The sequence below is a fragment of the Sorangium sp. So ce176 genome, assembly GCF_051519835.1.
Lineage (GTDB): Bacteria > Myxococcota_A > Polyangia > Polyangiales > Polyangiaceae > Sorangium > Sorangium cellulosum_G.
Window position 1 is genome coordinate 2,655,399 of the sequence record NZ_CP150371.1, and the last position, 21,595, is coordinate 2,676,993.

18 protein-coding genes are annotated in these 21,595 nt (G+C 72.1%); 4 read left to right on the top strand and 14 right to left on the bottom strand.

Annotated elements, in window-relative coordinates; genetic code table 11:
• Positions 1-4 precede the first annotated feature (4 nt).
• The 4 genes from WMF42_RS10245 to WMF42_RS10260 form a co-directional block, all read right to left on the bottom strand.
• Positions 5-484, bottom strand: coding sequence for a DUF2383 domain-containing protein (locus WMF42_RS10245; protein WP_061608481.1), 480 nt, complete (start codon positions 482-484; stop codon positions 5-7).
• A gap of 201 nt (positions 485-685) precedes the next feature.
• Positions 686-1,942, bottom strand: a complete 1,257-nt coding sequence (locus WMF42_RS10250) for a hypothetical protein (RefSeq protein WP_437691760.1) — start codon at positions 1,940-1,942, stop codon at positions 686-688.
• 388 nt (positions 1,943-2,330) lie between these two features.
• Positions 2,331-3,371 carry an MBL fold metallo-hydrolase gene (locus tag WMF42_RS10255; RefSeq protein WP_061608488.1) on the bottom strand — a complete coding sequence of 347 codons (1,041 nt, stop codon included), beginning with the start codon at positions 3,369-3,371 and terminating at the stop codon, positions 2,331-2,333.
• Complete coding sequence (locus WMF42_RS10260) at positions 3,368-4,150, bottom strand: TVP38/TMEM64 family protein (RefSeq protein WP_437691761.1); 783 nt, start codon at positions 4,148-4,150, stop codon at positions 3,368-3,370. The genes WMF42_RS10255 and WMF42_RS10260 overlap by 4 nt, the downstream gene beginning before the upstream one ends.
• Before the next feature lie 80 nt (positions 4,151-4,230).
• Here WMF42_RS10260 and WMF42_RS10265 point away from each other — a divergent pair, with 80 nt between their 5' ends.
• A complete protein-coding gene (locus WMF42_RS10265; protein ID WP_081426514.1) occupies positions 4,231-4,860 on the top strand; it encodes a TetR/AcrR family transcriptional regulator in 630 nt (209 codons plus the stop codon).
• Positions 4,861-4,870: 10 nt separating this feature from the next.
• Here WMF42_RS10265 and WMF42_RS10270 read toward each other — a convergent pair whose 3' ends face one another.
• Positions 4,871-5,860, bottom strand: coding sequence for an SUMF1/EgtB/PvdO family nonheme iron enzyme (locus WMF42_RS10270; RefSeq protein ID WP_437691762.1), 990 nt, complete (start codon positions 5,858-5,860; stop codon positions 4,871-4,873).
• A 630-nt stretch (positions 5,861-6,490) separates the two neighbouring features.
• Positions 6,491-9,832 carry a beta-propeller domain-containing protein gene (locus WMF42_RS10275; protein ID WP_437691763.1) on the bottom strand — a complete coding sequence of 1,114 codons (3,342 nt, stop codon included), beginning with the start codon at positions 9,830-9,832 and terminating at the stop codon, positions 6,491-6,493.
• Between the two features lie 577 nt (positions 9,833-10,409).
• Between WMF42_RS10275 and WMF42_RS10280 the strand changes: the two genes are divergently transcribed.
• On the top strand, positions 10,410-12,017 hold the full coding sequence (locus WMF42_RS10280; RefSeq protein WP_437691764.1) for a glycoside hydrolase family 43 protein: 1,608 nt from the start codon (positions 10,410-10,412) through the stop codon (positions 12,015-12,017).
• Positions 12,018-12,075: 58 nt separating this feature from the next.
• On the opposite strand, the gene WMF42_RS10285 is transcribed toward WMF42_RS10280, so the two are convergent.
• The 4 genes from WMF42_RS10285 to WMF42_RS10300 form a co-directional block, all read right to left on the bottom strand.
• The gene (locus WMF42_RS10285; protein ID WP_061613070.1) at positions 12,076-13,326 is read right to left on the bottom strand and encodes a hybrid sensor histidine kinase/response regulator; all 1,251 of its coding nucleotides are present in this window, start codon (positions 13,324-13,326) and stop codon (positions 12,076-12,078) included.
• 115 nt (positions 13,327-13,441) lie between these two features.
• Positions 13,442-14,947 (bottom strand): protein kinase domain-containing protein, encoded by a 1,506-nt coding sequence (locus WMF42_RS10290; RefSeq protein WP_437691765.1) that lies wholly within the window; start codon positions 14,945-14,947, stop codon positions 13,442-13,444.
• Between the two features lie 254 nt (positions 14,948-15,201).
• Positions 15,202-16,008: a metal-dependent hydrolase gene (locus WMF42_RS10295; protein ID WP_437691766.1), complete on the bottom strand. Its 807-nt coding sequence runs from the start codon at positions 16,006-16,008 to the stop codon at positions 15,202-15,204.
• A 142-nt stretch (positions 16,009-16,150) separates the two neighbouring features.
• Positions 16,151-16,345: a hypothetical protein gene (locus tag WMF42_RS10300; protein WP_437691767.1), complete on the bottom strand. Its 195-nt coding sequence runs from the start codon at positions 16,343-16,345 to the stop codon at positions 16,151-16,153.
• Positions 16,346-17,012: 667 nt separating this feature from the next.
• On the opposite strand from WMF42_RS10300, the gene WMF42_RS10305 reads away from it, so the two are divergent.
• The gene (locus tag WMF42_RS10305) at positions 17,013-17,357 is read left to right on the top strand and encodes a hypothetical protein (protein ID WP_437691768.1); all 345 of its coding nucleotides are present in this window, start codon (positions 17,013-17,015) and stop codon (positions 17,355-17,357) included.
• Between the two features lie 23 nt (positions 17,358-17,380).
• Here the strand turns inward: WMF42_RS10305 and WMF42_RS10310 are convergent, their stop codons facing one another.
• Positions 17,381-17,818, bottom strand: a complete 438-nt coding sequence (locus WMF42_RS10310; protein ID WP_081426721.1) for a nucleotide triphosphate diphosphatase NUDT15 — start codon at positions 17,816-17,818, stop codon at positions 17,381-17,383.
• A gap of 175 nt (positions 17,819-17,993) precedes the next feature.
• On the opposite strand from WMF42_RS10310, the gene WMF42_RS10315 reads away from it, so the two are divergent.
• A complete protein-coding gene (locus WMF42_RS10315; protein ID WP_437691769.1) occupies positions 17,994-18,689 on the top strand; it encodes a hypothetical protein in 696 nt (231 codons plus the stop codon).
• Between the two features lie 67 nt (positions 18,690-18,756).
• Here WMF42_RS10315 and WMF42_RS10320 read toward each other — a convergent pair whose 3' ends face one another.
• From WMF42_RS10320 to WMF42_RS10330, 3 genes are all read right to left on the bottom strand, one after another.
• Positions 18,757-19,653, bottom strand: coding sequence for a tRNA1(Val) (adenine(37)-N6)-methyltransferase (locus WMF42_RS10320; RefSeq protein WP_437691770.1), 897 nt, complete (start codon positions 19,651-19,653; stop codon positions 18,757-18,759).
• A gap of 29 nt (positions 19,654-19,682) precedes the next feature.
• Positions 19,683-20,360 (bottom strand): hypothetical protein, encoded by a 678-nt coding sequence (locus WMF42_RS10325; RefSeq protein WP_437691771.1) that lies wholly within the window; start codon positions 20,358-20,360, stop codon positions 19,683-19,685.
• A gap of 171 nt (positions 20,361-20,531) precedes the next feature.
• Complete coding sequence (locus WMF42_RS10330; RefSeq protein ID WP_437691772.1) at positions 20,532-21,470, bottom strand: SIMPL domain-containing protein; 939 nt, start codon at positions 21,468-21,470, stop codon at positions 20,532-20,534.
• Positions 21,471-21,595: the final 125 nt, after the last annotated feature.

Consider the following 21,595-nt stretch of genomic DNA (forward strand, 5'->3'; position numbering starts at 1 on the left):
CGCGCTACTTGCGGTGCTCGCCCTGCTCGACGGCGGCCGCGCCCTCCTTCGTCTCCCAGAGCCGCGCGGCGATCGCTTCCTTGATCCACGCGAGGTGTCGGGCCTCGTCTCCGCGATTGCGCTCGACGACGGCGCGCGCCTCGCCCGGGAGCTCCAGCTTGAGCGCGGCTTCGTACATGTGATTCGACAGCTCCTCGTTGCCGAGCATCGAGAGGAGCGCGCTCCGGTCGCCTCGGCTCGCGATCGCGGTGAACCCCTCGATCAAGAACCCCTTCAGATCGCGCTTGATCTTCGGCTCCTCGCCGCCCGCGCGGACGATCTCGGCGAGATCGTTGATGTGCTGCTGGTGGTCGTCCTGGAAGCCCTTGAGCTTCCGGCGGATCTCGGAGACCTCGCAGGCGTCGAGCGCCTGCTGGTACGCGAGCACCGCGTCGGCGTCGAGCTGGATGAGGTCGTTCAGCTTGTTGACGGCAGTCTTGTTCATGCGGGCGCCTCCCGCGAGGCAGGATGAGGCCTGCCGCAGAGGAGGCCTACCGGGCAGTTCCTGAATCTGCGCGGGCGCCGCGGAGCGAGCACAACCAGATGTCGTGAGCGGCGTGCACGGGAGTCAGAGCCGTTGTGTACCGGGCGGAAGGCGCCGGGGCGCGAGAGGCCCGTGATCTGGATGGGGAGGACGGCGGCGCGGCTATCCGGATCGCCGGAACAGGCCGAGCAGCCGGCGGAGCAGCCCGGGTTTCTTGGCCGGAGCGCTCGCCGTCGCCTGCTCCTGGCTGCGGCGCGTGGACCTGGGCGCGGCGTCGGCGGGCGCCGCCGCGGCAGCGTCGCGGCGCTTGCTCGCGGAGGCGGAAGGCTTGCTGTTCGCGGCGTCGCGGGGCTTGCTCGCGGAGGCGGAAGGCTTGCTGTTCGCAGCGTCGCGAGGCTTGTTGTTCGCGGCGTCGCGGGCTGTGTCTGCGCCTTGCTCCACGGTGCGCTCCGCCGCCCCGTCCGGCGCGGGCCTCGCTGCCTTCTTGCCGGACCGCGCCTGGACCTTGGCCTTCATCGCCTCCTTGGCGGTGAGCGCCGGCTTCTTCTTTTTCGGGAACGCGGCGCTCGGCGGAGGCACCCACGCGGTCTGCCGGCGCGGCTCGGGGGCCGCCGTCGTCTCCGGTTCCTGGGGAGGCGGCGGAGCCGGCGCCGCGCCTTGCGCCTCGGCGCGCTGCGGCTGTCGGGACGCCTTGCGGGAGGCGCTGGGCGCTCCGGCGGCAGGGGCGGCCTTCGCCTCGGCGGGCGCCGCAGCCGTGCCTCCTGCATCGCTCCGGGCGGGGGCCCCTGCGTCGTGCGCGCGACGCTCCCGCGAGGCGGCGTCCGGCGCGGCTCGCGGTCCGTGCGCGCGGGCCTGGGAGGCGCCGCCGGCGCCCTCGGCGCCTGCCCGGCCGTGCTGCGCCGCCCCCTCCCGCGGCGCCCTGGTCCGTTCCGTCGAGCGCCGCTCGGCAGCTCCACCGTCGCGCGCCTCGCGCTCGGCGGCTCGTCCCTCGCGTGCTCCGCGCTCGGCGGGCCCGCTGTCGTGCGTCCGGCGCTCGCTCGCTCCGCGCCCGGCGGGACCGCGCTCGCGCGCCCCACGGTCGCCCGGTCCACGCTCCCCCGAGGTCGCCGGGCGTCGCGCCGGGACCTCCTGCGCGGGCGGCGGCGTGCGCGGCCGCCTCATGTCGATGACCCTCCGCGGCCGCGGCCCAGCGGGCGCTGCGGCGGGGGGCGCCGCGTCGGAGGTCGCCGCGCCAGCGGGCGTCGCCCCGGCCGCTGCGCCCTCCGCCGCCGCCGTGGCGTCGCTGGACGAGGCCTCCGCGCCGCCCTCGGCCGCCTCACCGGCGGCGTCCGTCGCCGCCTGGCGCGGCGCGCGCTCGCCGCCGGGCTCCGCGCGCTCCGGCTGCCCCTCCTCGTTGTCCGCTGTGTTTTGCTCGACCATGGGCCTGCTCCATAGCGTTGTCCGGGGCGCCGCGAAACCGGATCCCTCGCCCGCTCGGATCGAGATCGAGGCCGAGGCGCGCTCGGCTCATGCCCATCATGGACGCGCGTGCTCGCGCGCGAGCGCCTGGAAGCCCTCCTCCACGCGCTCGATCCGATCCTCCCTCGCGCCGCCGGCGATGGGAGCGGAAGAACGTCCGCCGCGGAGCTCAGAGAGCTGCTGCGAAGGGGGACGGGATCAGGAGGGACCGCGCGATGGATCTCCCGTTCCGGGAGCACGGGCCGAGGGGGCTGGAGAAGGTGCGATCCAACCATGAGCGGGAGCTCGCCGCCCGCTGATCTCTCGCGCTTCCTGCGAGCGACAGTGAGCCCCGGAACCGCCCTGGCCTTCAGCGCGCGCCGGCGACCGCGCGCCACCAGGGGGTCGGCGCGTCGACGTGCTCGGGCTCGATGGCCGCCCCGATCTGCGGCGTCACGACGCGCGCGCCGCGCTCGGCCGCCAGGGAGAGCAGCGTCTCGGCCGGCTCGTCCCAGTCGTGGAGGGCGAGGTTGAAGGTGCCCCAGTGGACCGGCAGCAGCGTGCCGCCGCCGAGCATCTGGAACGCGGTCAGCGCGTTCTCGGGGCCGAGGTGGATCGCCCCCCACGCGGGGTGGTACGCGCCTACCTCGAGCATCACCAGGTCGAACGGGCCGTGTCTCCTGCCGATGTCCGCGAACTCGGGGGTCAGCCCGGTGTCGCCGGAGAAGAAGACCTTGCGCCGCCCTGCCTCGATGACCCAGGAAGCCCAGAGCGTCTTGTTGCCGCTCGTCGGCCCGCGACCCGAGAAGTGCTGCGCCGGCGTCGCGGTGAAGCGAAGGCCGCCCACCTCCGCGCGCTCATGCCAGTCGAGCTCGGTGATCCGCGCGGGGTCGACGCCCAGCGCCTCGAGGTGCGCCCCCACGCCGAGCCCCGTGACGATCGGGACGCGCATGCGGGCCAGCGCCTCGATGGTGGGCGCGCAGAGGTGATCGAAGTGGTCGTGCGACAGCAGGACGGCGTCGAGCGGCGGCAGCTCCTCGAGCGCCGCCGGGACGGGGTGGAACCGCGCTGGGCCTGCGAACGAGACGGGGGAGGCGCGCTCGCCGAACACCGGATCGGTGAGGACGCGGCGGCCGTCGATCTCGATCAGCACGGTGCTGTGGCCGAGCCACGTGACCCGCAGGCCTGTCGCGCTCCGTCGCGCCCATGTCTCGTGAGGCCGCGCGAGCGGCAGCGGACCGGGCGGCGCCCGCCGGCCGCGACGGAAGAAGTACTCGCCGATCACGGGCAGCGTACCGCCCTTCATCGCCGGGCCGGCGCCAGACGGGTTCTCGAACCTGCCGCCCCTGAACTGAGCGGACGCGCGCGCCCGCTCGATCCGGAGCCCCTTGCGACGCTGGGAATCGTTCATGAGGGGACGACCTCCTGCCGGGCGCGGCGCCTGGCGAGCCAGAGTCCGAACGTGACGGTGACAAGAGCGGCGCCCATGCCGACCCACGCCGACGGAGGGGCGTCGCGCAGGGCGTTGAAGAGCCGTTGACCGAAGTACGCAGTGGCCAGCAAGGGGAGGGTATAGCCGGCCAGCGAGCCCCAGAAATGGGTGGAGAAGCGCACCCCGGAGACGCCGAAGAACACGTGGAGCATCGGCGGCATCCAGAGCACGAGGCGGAGCATGAACACAGTGAAGAACGCCCGCCGCCTGAGCGCCTCGTCATAGGCGCGGAAGCGCGCCGGCACCCGCTTCGATACCCAGTCGCGGGCGACGAAGCGAGCGAAGGAGAAGCCAACGACGCTCGCCGCCATGGTGCCGGCCATCGAGAGCGCGAACGCCACCGGCCAGGGCCAGATGAGCGGCGCGGCCAGGATGAACACCGTACCCGGCACGCCGAACGGCTGGAGCGCGGCGTACGCCGCCACGAACGCGACATACCCCCACGGCCCGAGCTCCACGAGCGCCTGCTTGACCTGCGCGGGCTCGCCGAAGATCTCGAGCAGACCCGCGCGCTGGGCCACGGCGAGGAGCGCGATCACCGCGGCGACGGCGCCGATCTTCGCGCCCCGGAGGGCGCCGCCGGCCGCCGCCGAGCCGGTCATGGGCGCGGGCGACGAGGTCCCGGCCGGCTCGCCGGGGGAAGCGGCCGCGCCGCCGGGCAGGAGCGCGACTTCGGGCAGAGGATCCGGCGGGCGCACGACACGAGCTTTACGACCAGTGACCAGTTTGTCAAGTGGCGAGTTGACAGGATGGACCTGTTATGTCAAATCTGGTCACCGTGCACGAAACGAGCGCCGCCGACAGGCCCGCCGACGAGCGCCGCCGCAAGCTGATGGACGCGGCGCTGACGGTGTTCCTGCGCTTCGGCTTCCGGAAGACGTCGATGGACGAGGTCGCGCGCGCCGCGAACGTCTCGCGACAGGGCCTCTACCTCCACTTCGCCACGAAGGAGGAGCTCTTTCGCGCGTCGGTGGCGTACTTCCTCGACTCCTCCCTGGCCGCGGTGACGACCGCGCTCGCCGCCGCGGAGCGCCCCCTGGAGGAGCGGCTCGTGGCCGCGTTCGACACGTGGACCGGCCGGTTCGTGGGCGCGTTCGGGGCCGACGCGGCGGATCTCGCGGCCGTCACGAAGGATCTCGTGGGCCCTCTGGCCTCCGAGCGTGAGGGGCAGTTCGTCGAGGCCGTGGAGGACGCCCTGCGCGCCTCCGGGCTCGTGGCCGCCTACACGCCGGCGGGCGTCACCGGGCGCCAGCTCGCGGACACCCTGTACGCCTCGGCGCGCGGCCTGAAGCACAGCGCCGCGACGCGCGAGGACTTCGTCGAGGCCATGTCCGTCGCCGTGCGGGTGATTTGCCTGCCGCAGCAGCAAGGGCGAGAAAAGCGGGCGAAGCCAGGGCGGCCACGCTGAGCCGCCGCGTTCACTCCGCGGCCTGCGCCTCGACGTCCGCGCAGCAGCGGAAGCCGACCTCGTAGCCGTAGTCGTCTTCCTTGTGGAAGGTCGTCATCGGACGGCACTGGCTCCGGATCGGACCCCACCAGCCGCCCTTGAGCCCGCTGCGGTAGGGGGCCTTCTGATCGGTGCGCACCACCCACTCGTTGGCGTTGCCGTTCAGATCGAAGACGCCTGCCCACGAGGCGCACGCCGCGCGTGAGCCGGCCGGCTCGCGGCCGTCCAGGCGCGAAAGCTCGGCGGCGCACCGCTCGTTCTGCTGGCACGCCTGGTAGTGGAGCAGCCGCTGCGAGTGGTCCGGAAAGCGGTAGTCGCGGTCCTGATTGCACGTCTCGGCGTTCCGCTCGTAGCCGTAAACGTAAGGCAACATCTCGGGGCCCTCGCAGGCGAAGTTGAACTCGGCCTCGGTGCACAGCCGCTTGCCCTGCGCCTCGCACATGTCGGCGGCCTGCTCCCACGAGGTCAGCGTGCGCGGCAGCTCGCCCGGGACGTTCGGGTACTCGTACCGGTCCATACAGTACGAGAGACTCTCGGTCTTCTTGGCGACGCACCGCGACGGCTCACGGAAGCGCAGGCACCGCGCGGCCACGCCCGGCTCGCCGTGGCGCTTCGTCCATTCGGGGTGGTACTCGAGGCATTCTTGCACCACCGCGGGGCAATACTCGCCCTCCACCCGCACCATCCCGCCGGGGCAGCCCTCGGTCGCGCCGGGCAGGTCGACAGGCGCGTCAGTCGCACCGGGCTCGGTGACCGGCGCCTCGGTCGCGCCGGGCTCGGTGACCGGTGCCTCGGTCGCGCCGGGCTCGGTGACCGGCGCCTCGATCGCGCCGGGCTCGGTGACCGGCGCCTCGGTCGCCGTGGGGTCGTCCAGCGTGGGATCGGCCAGCGGCCCGCCGTTCTCCGCCTGCGACGACGCGACCTGCTGAGGGCCGGTCCTCTCGCCCGGAACCTCGCGCATGTCGACGGTCCGGGGGTCGCCTTCTTCCGTGTCCGACTGGCTGCCGCAGCTCGAGGCCGCAACGCCAAACAGCGTGATTAGTACCGTGAATCCCAGGGTTCGCACGTTAACCTCTTCCCACGTTGACCTACATCGGCATACATGCGTGGGCCAAGAACTGAACCGAGCTCGCCTTGATCGTCCCGCGAGCGTCGGGAGCTGATTGGAGCGATTGCAAGATCTCGGCCCAATGCCGCGTCCGGTGACGTCGGGACATAAGGCTGCTTTTCGAGGCGTCGTCCCGGCCACGTGGCCGCCGACTGGCCACGATGGCCGGCCAGCGCGCGGCCGCCTCGGTGCGCCGCCACGCGCGCGAAATGCGCGCGAGCCCTGCGTCTTTGTGCGCGGCTGGGTGGCCGGGGCTCGTCGCGCGGCGTGCGTTCATGCGCTGCGCCAGCGAGCCGGAGCTCGACGCGCTGCGCGGCGCGGAGGACCGAGCGGCGGCTGGACTGATGCGCTGTGGGTCGGGTTCTCGCCCGGGAGCTGATCGCCCTGCCGCGCCGGCGTGGCCGGTCGGCCACGCCCCGGCGGCTCGGGGTTCCGGCAAGCCGGCCTGGCGCTCAGCCCTGGCCGGCTTGCCCCGCCATCCGGCTACTCGCCCAGGTAGGGGACGAGGTTGACGCTCTCGCGGTCGATCTGGTGAATCCCGTAGCGACCGGCCGCGAAGATGACCTCTTCCCCGCTGACAACGAACCGCTCGGGCCAGCCCCAGAGGGGGAAGAACGCCTGCGCCTTCGGCGCCTCGGGCTGCTCGAGGGAGATCGCCAGCGCGCCGCCGGGCACCTCGAAGAAGGCGCGCATGTCGGCGGTGTTGCGCAGCGACGCCCACGACGCCATGCGGACGGTCGAGAGCATCTCGAACTCGGGGACCGCGGGGTCCTCGTTCTCCGTCTCCGGCGGCGGAGGCGGCGCCTCCCCGGCGGCCCACGGCCCGAGCGTCGTCAGCTTCTGGTTGGGATCCCAGCCGTAGTACCACCCGTAGGCCGGCTGCCAGATCAGGCCGTGGGTCAGGACGGGCAGCCCGCGCCCGTCGATGGAGATCGTGTTGACCCGGCGGTTCGGGAAGCGCTGGTACTCCTTCAAGTACGCGAGCCCCTCGTGCAGCTCGAGCCGCGCGATCGCCGTCTCGATGAACTGGTCGCCCCACACCCGGTCACTCGAGTAGATCGACGTGCCCTGGATCGCGAGGATCTCGCCGGGCACGTTGATCCCCGGATCGATCGCGGGCTGCGACGGATCGGTCAGGTTGAGGTGCGTGAGGAAGTACTGCGTGTGCGGGCGCGGGTCGTCCGGCGCCCCCATCGAGCGCTTGATGTTGAAGTAGAGCTCGCCGTTGTCGTTGAGCACGTTGACCGTCTCGCTGTCGTCCGGCAGCGCGACGGCCGGCGCGAGGGTCGGGTTGTCCGGGTCGGAGAGATCGACCACGTTGATCTCGATCTGCGCCCAGCTCCGGCGCGGCACGTACTCGTAGCAGTACGTCGAGGTGACGTTCGGGATGTCGTTCCGACCGATCTCGATCGGCGTGCAGGTCGTGTCGGCGCCGGCGTGGTCGGTGCACTCGGCGAACCCGCCGTTGCAGTACTCGTCGACGCCGATCTTGCGGCACATCCGCTCTCCGGCGACGTACGTGCAGCCCTCCTGCCCGAAGCAGCCCGGCTGGCCGATCGCGCTCGTCCGGCAGCCCCAGCCGACCCCGAGGTCCTCGCTGTGGCCAATGACGCGCAGGAAGGCGAGGGCGTCGCGCGCGGGGTGCACGGTCGAGAACCACCTCGATCCGGCGCTGTAGGTGGCGATCGAGGGCAGGTCGCTCGTGTCGAGCGTGCCCGCGGGCCGCGGCGCCGTCGGATCGGATAGGTCGAGCACCTCGACGTGCGTCACCTTGCCGACCCAGTTCTCGAAGGTGGTGGTGAGGGACACGAGCAGGTCCCCTACCTGGTAGATCTGGGCGTTGATCGGCAGCTCGAAGCTGGCCACCGGCTCCACGAGCTGGGTGAGCCCCGTGCTCGGGACGACCTCCGCCTTGAGCGTCCGGCTCTCGGGCGGGTTCCAGTAGAGATCGTAAGGCACCTTGATGCGCACGCGGTGATCGCCGAACGCGAGGACGCGCACGTAGTCCGGGGCGAGCTCGAGCCGCCCGAGCTTGTCCGGGGTGTCGAGCGCGTCCTGATCGTAGAGGGAGAGCTCCTCGTCGGACACGTTCGCCGTGACCTCGTCTCCCGCGCGGAACGTGCGGCGCACGGGGGTGCCGTGCTCCATCACGCCGCGGCGGGTCAACGTGGTGCCCGAGAAGGTGAAGATCTGCACGCCGGAGAACGGCCGCCAGTAGTTGTCGACGTTCCTGCTCGCGGAGAACGGGAGGAGCACGAGGCCCGTCTCGGCCTCTCCTGTCGGCGCCACCGCGTCCACGGCGTTGTCGAGCACGGTGAACGCGCGGTGGTCCCAGTCGGCCTCGGACCAGCTCCAGCCCTCGGCGCCGCTGTCGACGTTCGCGCGCGCGAGCAGGGGCGTCGGGTTGGTGAGGTCGGTGATGTCGTAGAGGCTGGCCGCGAGCTGGCGGCCGTTCGCGTCGTCCACGCCGATCCCGATGAGGCGGGTCGCGCCGAGGACGGGGCGGAAGAAGTTGTTCCACCCGGACACGATGAACTCGCTCTGCTCGGTGACGTTCCCGTCCGGATCGATGGAGAAGGCGTGGAACGGGTCCTGCTGCCTGTACGTGACCGCGAAGGCCCGGTCGTCGAGGAAGACGGCGCCATAGAGCGACTGCTCGGCGCCGAAGTCCTCGCTGTCGATCGGCGTGGGGTTCTCGGGGTCGGTCGCGTCCCACGTCTCGAGGTAGCTGGGCGTTCCGTCGGACCACCGCGGACCGGAGAAGACGCGCAGCATGTTGTCGCGGAAGTCCATGTGGAACTGGGAGCGCACGTAGCCCGCCGCGTTGACGCTGCCGCGCTCCACCATGGACCCGTCGCGGCTCGAGATGTCGATGATCGAGATCTCGCTGGGCTCCCCCGACCAGCCGAAGTTGTTGCGCGCCACGAGGAGCACGTCCGCCTCGGCGTGGATGGCGGTCACCGTGTCCCCGAGCTCGATCTCGTTGCGCTCGATCAGCGCGTCGACGCCGACATCGAAGCTCCTGACCAGGGTCTTGTTGACCCACTGGAAATGTCCGGGGGTGATCTCGACGAGCTCCGATCCGTTCGAGGCGACGTAGAGCGAGCTCGCTGTCTCGCCGCGGGCGAGGCGGCTGGTCGTGATGGCCCCCGTGACGGGGTATTGCGACAGGAGCTTCGGCGCGGTGCGATCGGTGATGTCGATGAAAAGGACGGTTGCGCCCGTCCGCCGCTCCACGGTGAGGCCGTCGGCCTTGAGCTGGTAGCCGGCCCAGTCGTTCAGGAGCACGACAGCGCGATCGCCGACGACGTACATCTCGACCGGGGTGCCGGCGATCTGCATCTGGCCGAGGAACTTCGGGCTCGACGGGTCCTGGATGTCGATGACCTGGAGGCCGCGCCAGGGGTTGAGGTTGAGGAGCTGCCCGTTGCCGAGGACGCGGTAGATGTCGCCCTCCTCGAGCTCGCGGCCGGCCTCTTCCTCCTCCTCTTCTTCTTCCTCCTCCTCCTCCTCCTCTTCTTCCTCCTCCTCGCCGAGGTAGCCCTCGGTGAAGGGATCGTCGGCCGACACGAACTCGGTTGGCCCCTCGGGCGTCTCTGGATCGGGGTCGGGGTCGGGGTCGGGGTCGGGGTCGGGGTCGGTGTCGGGGTCGGGGGGGTTTTCGTTCTCTTCGTCGTCCGGTCCCGGATCCGGCGGGATCTGCTCCTCCTCCTGGGGCTCGGGTTGGTTCTCGTTCCCGCATCCCTGTCCCAACAGCAACAGGAGCGCGGCCATCACGCTGGCCTGCGCTGACAGCACGCCTCTGAATAGCGTTCTCTTCGCCACGGACTACTCCTCCCTAGTACCTCGCGCGAGGTACGGAGCCTGCGCACATCGATGTGTCCTACACGGTTCAGCCGCGGTCAGAACGTCCCGGTCCAAGGACGACGGCCCCGAGTCCCCGGTGAGCGGTCGAAGGCGCGTCCGGCACGGCGCAGCCCGCGATCGGTCGGTCCTCGCGGTATCCCGCTACCGTGGACCGTGAAGTTGCATCGAGCGGATTATCCACCTTCTGGATGGCCTGCTCAATGCGGAACGCGCTGAAGGAACGAGAGGGAATGCGGTTCTTCGCGCGACATACCGCAGTCGCGCTGGTCGGAGCGGAGCGCCGGTTGCTCACACGGGGACCCGTCTGCCTACAGCGCGGGCGGTGCTCGCGCGCCGGCCCAGGCTCGACAAGGCCGGCTCCCGCGTTCCTGCGCCGGCCTGGCCTGTTTCGTTGCATGGGCAGGCCGGTCCACTGCAAGATGCGCCGACGCACGACAGCGCGCGCCGCCCGGCGTGGCCTTCCTGGCAGCATCCGGCGCCACCCGAGCCGCGCGCTCGACGTTCAACTTCACTTCCGGAGGCCGCGGCGACAGCGATGACCAACGAACCGACCTTCATCGAAAACCCCGTGCTCCGGGGCTTTCATCCGGACCCCTCCATCCTCCGGGTGGGGGAGGACTACTATCTTGCCACCTCCACCTTCGAGTGGTTTCCGGGCGTGCGGCTCCACCACAGCCGCGACCTCCGCCACTGGAGGCCCATCGGCCATGCCCTGGACCGCCGCTCCCAGCTCGATCTGCTCGGCAACCCGCGCTCAGGGGGCGTCTGGGCGCCTTGCCTCACGCACGCGCGCGGCGTGTTCTATCTGGTCTATACCGACGTCAAATGCTGGGGCCGCGGCTTCGTGGACGCGCACAACTACGTCGTCACCGCCAGCCGCATCGAGGGGCCGTGGTCCGAGCCCATCGCGCTGAACCGCGGCGGCTTCGATCCCTCGCTGTTCCACGACGACGACGGGCGGATGTGGCTCGCCAACATGGTGTGGGACCACCGCCCCGGCAACGACCAGTTCCCCGGCATCGTGCTGCAGGAGTTCGACCTGCAGCAGCGCCGGCTCGTCGGCGAGCGCCGCTGGATCTTCCGCGGCAGCGGCCTCGGCCTCACCGAGGGGCCGCACCTCTACCGGCGCGGGGACCACTACTACCTCCTCCTCGCCCAGGGCGGCACCGCCTACGAGCACGCCGCGACCCTGGCGCGCTCCCGCCGCATCGAGGGGCCCTATGAGGTCGACCCGAACACCCCGCTCCTGACGTCCCGCCACGACCCGAGCCTCGAGCTGCAGAAGGCCGGGCACGGCTGCCTCGTCGAGACCTCGACAGGGGAGTGGTACCTCGCCCACCTGTGCGGGAGGCCGCTCCCGGGCGAGCGCCGCTGCTGCATCCTCGGGCGCGAGACGGCCCTCCAGCGGGTGCGCTGGACCGACGACGGATGGCTCGCGCTCGACGGGGCAGACAGCCCGCGCTCGCCCGCCGTCCGCGTGCCGGCGCCCAGGCTGCCGGCCGACCCTGTCGAGGCGCCGCCGGTGCGGGACGACTTCGACAGGGGGTCGCTCGGCGTCCACTACCAGACGCTGCGCGACGTGCCCGACGAGAGCTGGGTGTCGCTGCGCGAGCGCCCCGGCCACCTGCGCGTCCGCGGCCGCGAGTCGCCGCAGTCGCTGCACCGGCAGAGCGTCGTCGGGCGCCGCATCCAGTCCATCCGGTGCCGCGTCGAGACCTGCCTCGAGTTCGAGCCGACCTCGTTCCAGCAGATGGCCGGGCTCATGTGCATGTACGACGACGAGAACTTCTTCTACGCGCTGCTCAGCCACGACGAGCAAGTCGGGCGCTCGGTCGCGCTCCTGGGCAGCGAGCTCGGGAAGCTGACATGGCTCGCGCGGCCGCTCGCCTTCTCGGCCCCGCGCCTCCACCTCCGCTTCGAGCTCTCCGGCAAGGATCTCCAGTTCTCGTGCTCGCAGGACGGAGCGCGCTTCGACCCGCTCGGGCCGGCGCTGGACGCGTCGCTCCTGTCGGACGAGCGCACCTCGCTCGGCATCGGCTTCACCGGCGCCTTCGCCGCGCTGTGCGCGCACGACCTCACCGGCCAGAGCCTGCCCGCCGACTTCGATCACCTCGACTACGAGGAGCTCCCGCAGGGCCGCTGAGCGCGGCCGCCTGCTCGACCCGCCGTCGCCGCCGTCGTTGCCTCGCCCGGCGCCCTCGTCAGGAGGCCGCTTCGGCGTCCGGCGGCGGCGACACCGGGAGCGCCACGAAGAACGTCGCGCCCTTCGAGAGCACGCTCTCCACCCAGATGCGCCCGCCGTGGCCCTCGACGATGCGCTGCGCGATGGCGAGCCCGAGGCCGGTCGAGCGCTCGCCGCCGGTGCTGACCGTCCTGGCCCGACCGAACGGCCGGAAGAGCTTGCCGATGTCCTCCGGCGCGATCCCGGGCCCCTCGTCCTGGACCGACACGATCACCTCGCCGCCGTCGCCGTTCCCGCCGTCCGGGGCGCCGGCGCTCTGGACCCGGACGCGGATGGCCGTGCCGGGAGGGGAGTAGTGGATCGCGTTGCTGATGAGGTTGTTGAGCACCTGCTCCAGCTTGTGGACGTCCACGTCGACCCGCGGGACGCTCTCGTCGCTCTCGACGACGAGCTTCATGCTCTTCTGCCCCGCGAGCACCATGTTGAGCGCCACGTTCGACTCGACGAGCTGGATGAGATCCGTGCTCTTCCGGTCGAGGTTCAGCTTGCCGAGCTCGATCATCGACACGTCGAGCAGGTCGTTGATGAGCGAGAGCATGAACTTGCTCGAGCTCCGGATCATCTCGATGATCTCGACGCCGCCCTCCCGGAGCAGCGAGGTCGGCTCCCCGCGCCGCTGCGTCATCAGCATGAAGTCGCTGTAGCCCAGGATGACGCCGAGCGGGTTCCTGAGATCGTGGGCCGCCATGCCGACGAAGCGGTTCTTCTCCTCGTTGAGCCGGACAAGCTCCGCGTTCTTCGCCGCGAGCTCCTCGTGCATCTGGAGGAGCTGTCGGTTGCTCTCCTCGAGCGTGTCGGCGTACTGCTTGAGCTTGAGCTGGCTCCGCTTGTGCTCGATGGCGTAGCGGATCGTGCGCTCGAGGATCTGCGCGTCGAACCGCCCCTTCACCAGGTAATCCGCCGCGCCCGCGCTCATCGCGGCCATGTCGATCGCCTCGTCGCCGACGCCGGTCAGCATGATGATCGGGATCGCGCAGCCGAGGTGGTTCGCCTCGTGCACGACGTCGAGCCCGGTGCGGGCGTCGAGGCGGAAGTCGAGGAGGCAGACGTCGTAGCCGCCGGCGAGCAGCGCCTCGATCGCCTCGTCCGAGGTGCTCAGCCACGTCACGTCGTAGCGGGTCCGGGATACCTCGCGGAGGAGCCGGCGCGTGACGAGATGATCGACCTCGTCGTCATCCACCAGAAGGATCTTGATCTCGCTGTCGTTCATCGGGAGCCTCGACATCACCGACCCCGCGGAGCCCCGTCGCGCTCGCGCCGGGCCGCCCCGCGCCACGCCGCCCGCCGCGGGGCCGTGGCCGTGGTCATGGTCGTCGCCCTAGTAATCATTGCCGGCGCTTCTGCTCGTCCACGACACCCACGAACGCGCGCGCCAGGGTGATGAGCTGCCCCGCGTCGAACGGCTTGACGAGGAACGCCGAGGCGCCGAGGCGCGACAGGCACTGCCAGTCGGCCGCGCCGCCGGTCCCGGTCGCCACGATGATCGGAAAATCTCCGCCCTTCGGCAGCTTCCTCACCGCCGCGGTGAGGGCGATGCCGTCCAGGCCGGGCATGTCGAGGTCGAACACGCCGAGCGACGGGGGGTTCGCCTCGATCGCGGCCAGCGCCGCGCTGCCGTCGGGCGCTGTCTCGATGATCGCGCCCGGCAGCGCCTGCGCGAGGACGCTGACGAGGAAGGCCCGGAACGACGGGCTGTCGTCCGCGACCATCACGCGCGTCGAGCGCGCGTACGTCGGCACGGCGCTGCGCGCGTCGAGCAGCGCCTCGCGCAGCGCCTCGGCGCTCGCCGTGCGCTGGTCCGGCTCCTTGGCCAGCGCCGCGAGCACCGGCGCGTCGAACGACGACGGGAGGTCGAGGCAGAGCTCGCTCGGCGGGATCGGCGGCTGATAAGCGTGCTGCATGACCAGATCGATCGTGCTCGTGCTCTGGAATGGCAGGCGGCCGGCGAGCAGGTAGTAGGCGACAACCCCGAGCGCGTAGACGTCGATCCGCGGCAGGAGCGCCGGGTCGAGCTGCCGGCCCAGCGCGACCTCGGGCGCCAGGTACGCCGGGGTGCCTGAGAAGGCGAGCTCGATCCGATCGCCGCGCGGGATCCGCTTCGCGAGGCCGAGATCGGCCACGACGACGCGGAGGGCGTGGCCGACCAGGATGTTGCTCGGCTTGACGTCGCGGTGCGCGATGCCCGAGGTGTGGATCGCCGAGACGCCGAGGCAGGCCTGGTCGAGGATGCTCAGCGCCTCGTCGAGGCCGAGCCGGCCGCCCTTGCTGTGGACGTAGGTGTCGAGCGTGACGCCGGGCACGTACTGCATGACGAAGTACGGCGCGTTCTCGTACTCCCCGAACGCGTAGATCTCGACAACGTTCGGGTGGTGCACGCGCGCCATCGCCCGCGCCTCCGCGAGCAGCCGGGCCTGCATCTGCGCGTTGTCGAGCTGCTCGGGGCGGAGCAGCTTGATGGCCACGTCCCGCTGGAGCTGGTCGTCGCGCGCCAGCAGGATGACGCCCATCGCGCCTTCTCCGAGACGTCCGAGGATGCGATAGACGCCACCAAGGATTGTGCCGTCGGGAGGCACCTGAACATGGCCTCCTCCCTCGTGCATGCTCGACCGCGTGGCCGCCAGGGCCAGGTCCTCGTCGCTCAGCGTCGAGCTCTCGGCGTAGCGATCGACCGGCGACCCGACGCGCACGGGGGACCGGTCGCGCACGACCGTGTCCACGCCTTGCAGCGTATCCGCGACGTCGGGCACGAGCGGCGCCGGTGGATCACCGCCGTTCTCGCTTCCGGAGCTGAAGCCAGGCGGGCCGCCCGCCGCGTCTGCCATGGTGCGCATGATACGTGCCCTGCTCATGCCTATCAATGACGAGCGACACGCATCGCCGATGCGAAGCGTCGTGCACGCGGCTGTCGGAGGACATGTCGCAGGAGCGTCACGGCGAACGGGCACTGCTGAGCACGCGAGCGCGCCGAGTCAAGCGCGATGTCGAGTTTGTGTCGGGAGGATGCACGGCTCAGCGCGCCTGGTTCTGTGAGCTGCGCAGCGTTTGCGCGCGCGGCGCGGCCCACGAGCCATCGGTCGGTCAGCGTTCAGGGCGCGCCGATCCCCGCGAGGTACGCCTTCGCGAGATGGCTGTTGTCGTTCTGGGATGGGTGGAAGTCGCGGCGCACATACTCGCGGATTCCGCGGAGGAACACGTCCTTCACGATGGCACGCGGCCTGTGGAAGGGGAGGCGCTCGCCCGGCTCGTCGCGGCGGGGGATCTCCTGGAGCAGCAGGACGAGCAGGGCGGCGAGCCAGAACATCGAGAGCGTGATCGTGGCGACCGCGAAGCCGAGCATGCGGAGGGCGTAGCTCGGGTTGACCACCTTGAGCACGTCGAAGGCCACGGTCTTGTGCTCGATCTCCTCGGCGGCGTGCCAGAGCAGGAGCGCGCGCGCCGTCGGGTGGGCCAGGTCGAGCGTCCCCGCCTGGAGCGCGTCCTCCGCGAGGATCGCGGTGTAGTGCTCGAGCGCCGCGGTGACCGAGAGCCGCAGCTCGTGAGAGCAAAGGCGCTCGATGCCGTCGTAGGCGACCTTCTCGTAGGCGCGGAGGAAGCCGTCGATCGCGTAGCCCTGCCCGCGGAGCAGATCGAAGAACCGCTCGTGCGCCTTCGCGTGGTGGCTCTCCTGGCCGAAGAACGCCTTCATCTGGGCGCGCAGCGCCGGGTCGTCGATCCGGTCGGCGTAGCGCGCGACGCTCCGGATGAAGAAGCGCTCGCCCGCGGGGAACAGGAGGTTGACCGCGTTGGCGACGTGGGTCGGCACCGCCGCCCCGCCGAGCCAGCGGCGCGTGAGGCCCTGCTCGAACGGCACGGGCGGCTTGCGCGGTCTGAGGGACGGCTGCTCGGTGACCATCGTGCTCTCCTTCCTCCCGAGGTGCTTGCTCCCGAGGCGCCTCCGGCGCGCTCCGCGACGCCGGCGGAGCCCTCCCGGGCGCGCCGGAGCGCCGCCCAGAGCGCGGGCACAGGGAGCATCCATACCAGTTATTGAACCAGAGTCAATAGTGTTGAACCTGGGTCAATTGCGGCCCGGGCTCGGCTGCGCCGGCGGAGCGGCTTGCGGCGCGGCGGCCGGCTGCGAGGGCGTAGGTCTCCAGCCGGTCGACCAGCCCGACATCGTGCGTCGGCAGTCGCTCGGCGATGAGGGGGCGCACCGCGAGCAGCCCAGGGAGCCCCCCGAGCGCCTGGGACACCGCGCGGGGGATATCGATGTTGATGGGGAGGAGCGCTTCCTGACCCAGCGCGCCGAGCTCAGGCGCGATCCTGTCGAACGCCGCCGCCGCCTGGGGCGGTGCAGCGGGCTTCTTGGGGTTGGCTTTTTCTTGAGCGGAGCAGAAGGCCTGGCCATGAGGGGAACACCTCTCGTTGATGTCCGACGCGGAGAGGCGGAGAGCTCGCTATCGTGCCCTTTGTCCCCCACGCTGGATTCGATATGACCGTCCGGCGCGCGCCGGGCGGTCAGCCTCGGCGACAGGCTGAAGCTGACCGGGGTGACGGTCGCGGTGGGCAAGGCCGGTAACGGAGGCGCCGGGGCGGCGGGGCAGAATGGAGCTGCCGGCGGCAATGGTGCTGTCGGCGGGTTTGCATCAGCGACCCCACCCAGCAAAGCCGGGTGCGACGGCGGAATGGGTGGCGCAGGCGGCCCAGGAGGGGCCGGGGGTGGCGGCCGGGGCGGCTATGCCGTAGGCGTAGCGCATGCGGTGACGCCCAGCGAAGCGCCGGCGGTGCAGCTCGCCGCGGGCACACCCGGCACCGGCGGCAACGCCGGCCCCGGAGGCGCACCGGGGGACGCCGGAGCGCCGGGGAGCGAAGGGAGCTGATGGGACTTCGCGACGCAGTCGCCGTGTGGAGGGTGAAGCGATGAAGTCCCCGATCGAGACGCCGGCCGGCCTGCTCCCGTGGGTGGATCCGGTGTGGAGCTCGACCGCGCCGGAGGCGCGGAAGGAGCAGCTTGCGCGGCTCGCCCGGGCCAAGGCGCGCGGCTCGCTTCTGCTGCGGATAGCGCGAGGCGCGGACGTGCGGGCGGAGCTCGCACAGATTGCGGCCAAGGCGGACGCGCTGGAGGGCGAGGTCACCGAGGCGTGGGCGAGCGCGGCGCTGGTGGAGGGCGCAGGCGAAAGGCGCACGTCGCGGGTCGGCGCAGCGGCCTTGGTGCTGGCGGTCCTGTGCGGCGTGGCGCTCGCGATCCTGCGGCTGCGCGGATGAAGCGATGTAGCGGCGTGACAGGCTCACGGGTTGTAGCGGCGGCCGGTGAGGTAGCTCGCGACGGCCAGCTCCACGGGGCGGAACAGGGGGGTGGGCAGGGCGTCGAGCGGGTACCAGCCCCAGCCGGCGATCTTGTGGGGCTCGCGCTCCTCCGGCTCGCCCTCGAACTCGTCGGCGAGGAGCTGGATGTCCACGTAGTGCTTGCCGTAGGCGACGATGTTGCTGAGGCACAGGAAGGAGAGCCTCGTGACGACAAGGCCGCTCTCCTCGCGCACCTCGCGGATCGCGCAGTCCTCGAACGACTCGCCGAGCTCGAGGTGGCCCCCGCACCAGGAGTAGCTGCCGTCGCCGTGGCTGCCGCGCCGCCGCGCGAGCAGCACGCGGCCGTCGCGCACCAGCATGACGCCCACGCCCACCTGCGGCCGCTCCGCGGCGCTCCCTCCGACGATCGCTCCTCCCACAGGACACCTCCCGCGCGGCGGAACAAGCGCGCGCGAGAGCGCCCTCTACCACGGCGGCGCCGCGCGGATCTGCCGCCCGCCCCGCGAGGCGCCGCCGCTCGCCCGGGCGCAAGGGCCGGATCCGATTGACTTCTCAGTGAACGCGCGTACCGTGCCAGTCCCTATGGATGCGACCTTGCCGTGGGAGCTGAACCCCGCCCTCGACCAGAGCCGGCTCCTCCTCCTGGCGCAGACCGCGTTCGACGTCCGCAACAAGGCGTTCAGAGAGGCGAACCGCGAAGAGGGGGATACGAGCTGGGGAATCGGCTGCAAGGCGCACGAGCGGTTCGGTCACGCCCTCTGCCGGCTCTCGGAGAGCGGCAACCACCCCTGGCTCACTGTCTACCGCGACGGGCTGTACCTGATGCCGCACATCGAGGGGGTCGCGGTGCGCGTGTACCGCGGCCCCGCCGACAAGCCCTCTCAGCGGCACCTCGAGGCCGCCCGCAGCGAGCACAATCGCCGCTCGGAGCCGCGCCAGATGGCGTTCTCGTTCATGGGGCAGGAGATCGAGCCGGACGGCCCGTGGTTCTGGATGATGGCGATCGAGACGGACGTCGAGGGGCGCGCGCTCCGCGCCGTGTTCTTCCAGGCCAACGAGGCCGGCGGCACCCGGAACGCGTGGGAGGCCCCTGTCGAGCGCCTCGCCGACGCGCCGGCGCTCGCGTCGACGCCCGCGCCGGCGCCCGAGCCCAGGGACAAGCCCGCTCGCCCGCCTCGACCGCGCGCGGCCCCGGGCGCTCCGGGGAAAGGCACGCTCGCGTCGCGCGAAGGACGACCGCTGTTCCAGGCGCAGACCGTGCCCCTGCCGCTCCTGTCCCAGCCGAGCTGACGGCCGCCGACGGCGGGCGGATCAGGCAGATCCTGGCGGGAAAGGGGGGTCGGAGGGGGAGCAGACGTCACACAGGCATTCCCATCGCCCGGCAGAGCGCGTTGAACTCCTCCGTGAAGCGCCCGTCCTTGCCGCGCAGCACGAGCGGCGGCTCGTCGCGGGGCGGCGCCGCCTCGGCGGCGCGGCGCAGCGCATAGACCGAGAACAGCGCCGTCTTGCCCTCCTTCGGGACGACATCGCGCCACGCCTCGAGCGCGAGCCCCGCGGCCGCCGCGGCGGCCTCGACCCGCCCCCGCTGCCGCGCCGCCGCGCAGGCCACGAACGGCGCGCCGGGCGCGAGCAGCCGCGCCGCCGTGAGGCAGTAGTCCTCCACGCCGCCGCGGTGCTCGAAGCGGCACGGCCCGCGCTGGAGATGAGGGGACTCGATGCCCGTGCCGACAGGCAGGTACGGCGGCGTGCCCGTCACGAGATCCGCGGGCCCCAGCCCCTCGATCGGCGCAGGATCGCGCAGGTCCCCCCACCGCACCTCGCAGCGCGCGTCGAGGCCGTTCCACCCGACCGAGCGCCGCGCCATCGCCGCGCTCACCTCCTGCGCCTCCACGCCCGCGCAGCGCGCGTCCGGGAAGCGCCACGCGGTGAACAGCAGCACCGTGCCGATGCCGCACCCGAGGTCGACCGCGCGGCGCGGGGGCGCGTGCGCGACCCGCTCCGCCGCGAACCACGCTGTCACGAGGTCGTCGGCCGACCAGCGGTGGCCGTCGAGCCGCTGGAGGATGCGGAAGTCGCCCGAGAGGTAGCAGAGGTCCTCGCCGGGGCCGGGCCACACCTCCGGGCGATCCGGCGGCGTCGCGGGCCGCGGCCCGGGGGCGACCCAGCCAGGCGGCCGGCGCGCGGGCCGCACGACCCCGCCGCCCGGCGCGGGGGACTGCTGGACGTCGAGCGGCACGGCAGGCGGAGCGATCATCGGACCCCATGTACCACGCCGCCGCGGCGTCAGGGATCCCTGCACGCCTCGAGGAACTCGGGGTCATCACAGAAGAGGCACGGGGTGGTCTCGCAGTCGAGCGCAGGACACGACTCGGGGCACCCCGGGTCGTCCGGGTCGCAGTTGATGATCTGCCAGGTGAGCGAGCTCATGTCCTCCGGATCGGCCGGGCAGTAACACTGGTTGAAGGCGTGCGACGCCATCATCGTGACGGTGTGGCACTCCCGATCCGGCGTCACCCCGTCGGTCGGGAGACTCGCCGTATCGAGGTCCCACGGGAGCGTGAAGGAGCGCTGTCCGCCGGCGATCGTCCCCGCCCCGACGACCGACCTCGGGGGCTGGAGCCTTCGATACGGGCTCCCGCCGAGGCTGCGCCTGCCGTAATCAATGTAGAGGGCGACCCACACGGGATCGCCGTTGTCCTCGGACAGCACCGACGCGGTGAAAGCCCTGCCGAAGCTCGGATCGACCATGTGGATGGGGATGTGCTGCGGCGGGAAGATCGCGCTGAGCACCGGCGCGCTCTTCGAGGGGTGATCGTACTCCGGCGGCGAGATCACGAGGCAGCCCGAGGCCGACGCGGCGAGCGCCGCCGCCGCGAGCGAGCGCGCGAGGACGGCGACGAAGCGCGGGCGCGCCGCGAGGGCGGCGGCGCGGACAGGGGGATGGCAGGGGGGAGCGATCATGGTGGCGCGGTGCGGGGGGCCGAGGGACGCGGGCCCGAGCCCGGACGCCGGAACTGTATCCGCTCGGGCGGCGCGCGGTGCATCTAGCTGCATTTGGACGGCCTCGGCGGAAGCGGCGCGCGGCGCGCGGTGCGCGGCGTCGAGGACGCGCGGCACCGTCGCGCCGCGAGGTCACTTGCGCGTGCCGGCCGGCGCGCTGTCCAGCCCGTAGACGACCTTCACCTGCGTGCTGAACTGCACCTCGCCGGGCGCGACGGGGGTGCCCGCGTCGCCGTAGGCAGCGGAGGCCATGGACATGCGGGCGTGGACGGGGCCCGAGTCGACGATCTCGCTGATCGCGACGACGCGGCCCAGCGCGACGCCCTGGAGCCTGGCGAGCGCCTCGGCGCGCGCCCGCGCGTCCGCGATCGCCTTCTCGCGCGCCTGCGCCTCGAGCGGGTCGGTCTTGTCGAGGTCGAACGAGACGCCCCACACGTTGTTCGCGCCGGCGGAGGTGACGGCGTCGAGCACCGCCCCGACCTGGTCGAGGTTGCGGATGACGGCCGTCACCGTGTTGCTCACCCGGTAGAAGTGCGCCGGCGGAGCGGGCTGGGGCGGCGCGAGGTCGGGCGGCGGCGGGGCCTTCGCCGCGGGCGGCGGCGTCGGCTTGGGCCCGCGCGTGGCGGGCGCGGCGGGCGCGGCGGGCGCGGCGGCGGCCTGCGCGGCGGGCGCGGGCGCCGCCGCGGAGGCCGCCATGGGCTGCGCGTAGGCGGTCGGCGCCCACGGCGGCACGTCGGGCTGCCGCACGAGCTGGATGGAGTAGTTGCTGGTCTGGATGTCCTTCTCCGCGATGCCGGCCTTCCTGAGCGCCGCGAAGATCTCGTTCATGCGCGCGGCGGCCGCCTTCGTCGCCTCCGCGACCGTGGGCGCCATGACCTCGATGCCGAGCTGGGTGCGGGCGACGTCCGGCTTCGCGCTGACCTCGCCCCGGCCGACGACCGTGATGGTGTTGACCTCCGGGCTCACGGCCTGGGGCGTCGCCTGGGGCGCGCAGGCGGCGAGCAGGGGCGCGGTCGACAGCAAAAACCCGGCGAGACATAGCCGGCGCGACAGAGAGCTCTGGTTCTTCATGCCCGTGCAACGCGCGACGCCCGCGCCGGCTTACAGGGCGCGGCGCGGGTCGGCGCGGTCGACCCGCGCGACGCCTGCAGGGGCCGCCTCGCTGCCCTCGGCAAGTTGCGCCACGGCGCGCCGGG

Excerpts from the sequence above, each read along its gene's own strand:
- WMF42_RS10245 (WP_061608481.1), bottom strand. The coding sequence starts at position 484 with ATGAACAAGACTGCCGTCAACAAGCTGAACGACCTCATCCAGCTCGAC.
- WMF42_RS10250 (WP_437691760.1), bottom strand. The coding sequence starts at position 1,942 with ATGGTCGAGCAAAACACAGCGGACAACGAGGAGGGGCAGCCGGAGCGC.
- WMF42_RS10255 (WP_061608488.1), bottom strand. The coding sequence starts at position 3,371 with ATGAACGATTCCCAGCGTCGCAAGGGGCTCCGGATCGAGCGGGCGCGC.
- WMF42_RS10270 (WP_437691762.1), bottom strand. The coding sequence starts at position 5,860 with ATGCGCGAGGTTCCGGGCGAGAGGACCGGCCCTCAGCAGGTCGCGTCG.
- WMF42_RS10280 (WP_437691764.1), top strand. The coding sequence starts at position 10,410 with ATGACCAACGAACCGACCTTCATCGAAAACCCCGTGCTCCGGGGCTTT.
- WMF42_RS10285 (WP_061613070.1), bottom strand. The coding sequence starts at position 13,326 with ATGAACGACAGCGAGATCAAGATCCTTCTGGTGGATGACGACGAGGTC.
- WMF42_RS10290 (WP_437691765.1), bottom strand. The coding sequence starts at position 14,947 with ATGCGCACCATGGCAGACGCGGCGGGCGGCCCGCCTGGCTTCAGCTCC.
- WMF42_RS10295 (WP_437691766.1), bottom strand. The coding sequence starts at position 16,008 with ATGGTCACCGAGCAGCCGTCCCTCAGACCGCGCAAGCCGCCCGTGCCG.
- WMF42_RS10305 (WP_437691768.1), top strand. The coding sequence starts at position 17,013 with ATGAAGTCCCCGATCGAGACGCCGGCCGGCCTGCTCCCGTGGGTGGAT.
- WMF42_RS10320 (WP_437691770.1), bottom strand. The coding sequence starts at position 19,653 with ATGATCGCTCCGCCTGCCGTGCCGCTCGACGTCCAGCAGTCCCCCGCG.
- WMF42_RS10325 (WP_437691771.1), bottom strand. The coding sequence starts at position 20,360 with ATGATCGCTCCCCCCTGCCATCCCCCTGTCCGCGCCGCCGCCCTCGCG.
- WMF42_RS10330 (WP_437691772.1), bottom strand. The coding sequence starts at position 21,470 with ATGAAGAACCAGAGCTCTCTGTCGCGCCGGCTATGTCTCGCCGGGTTT.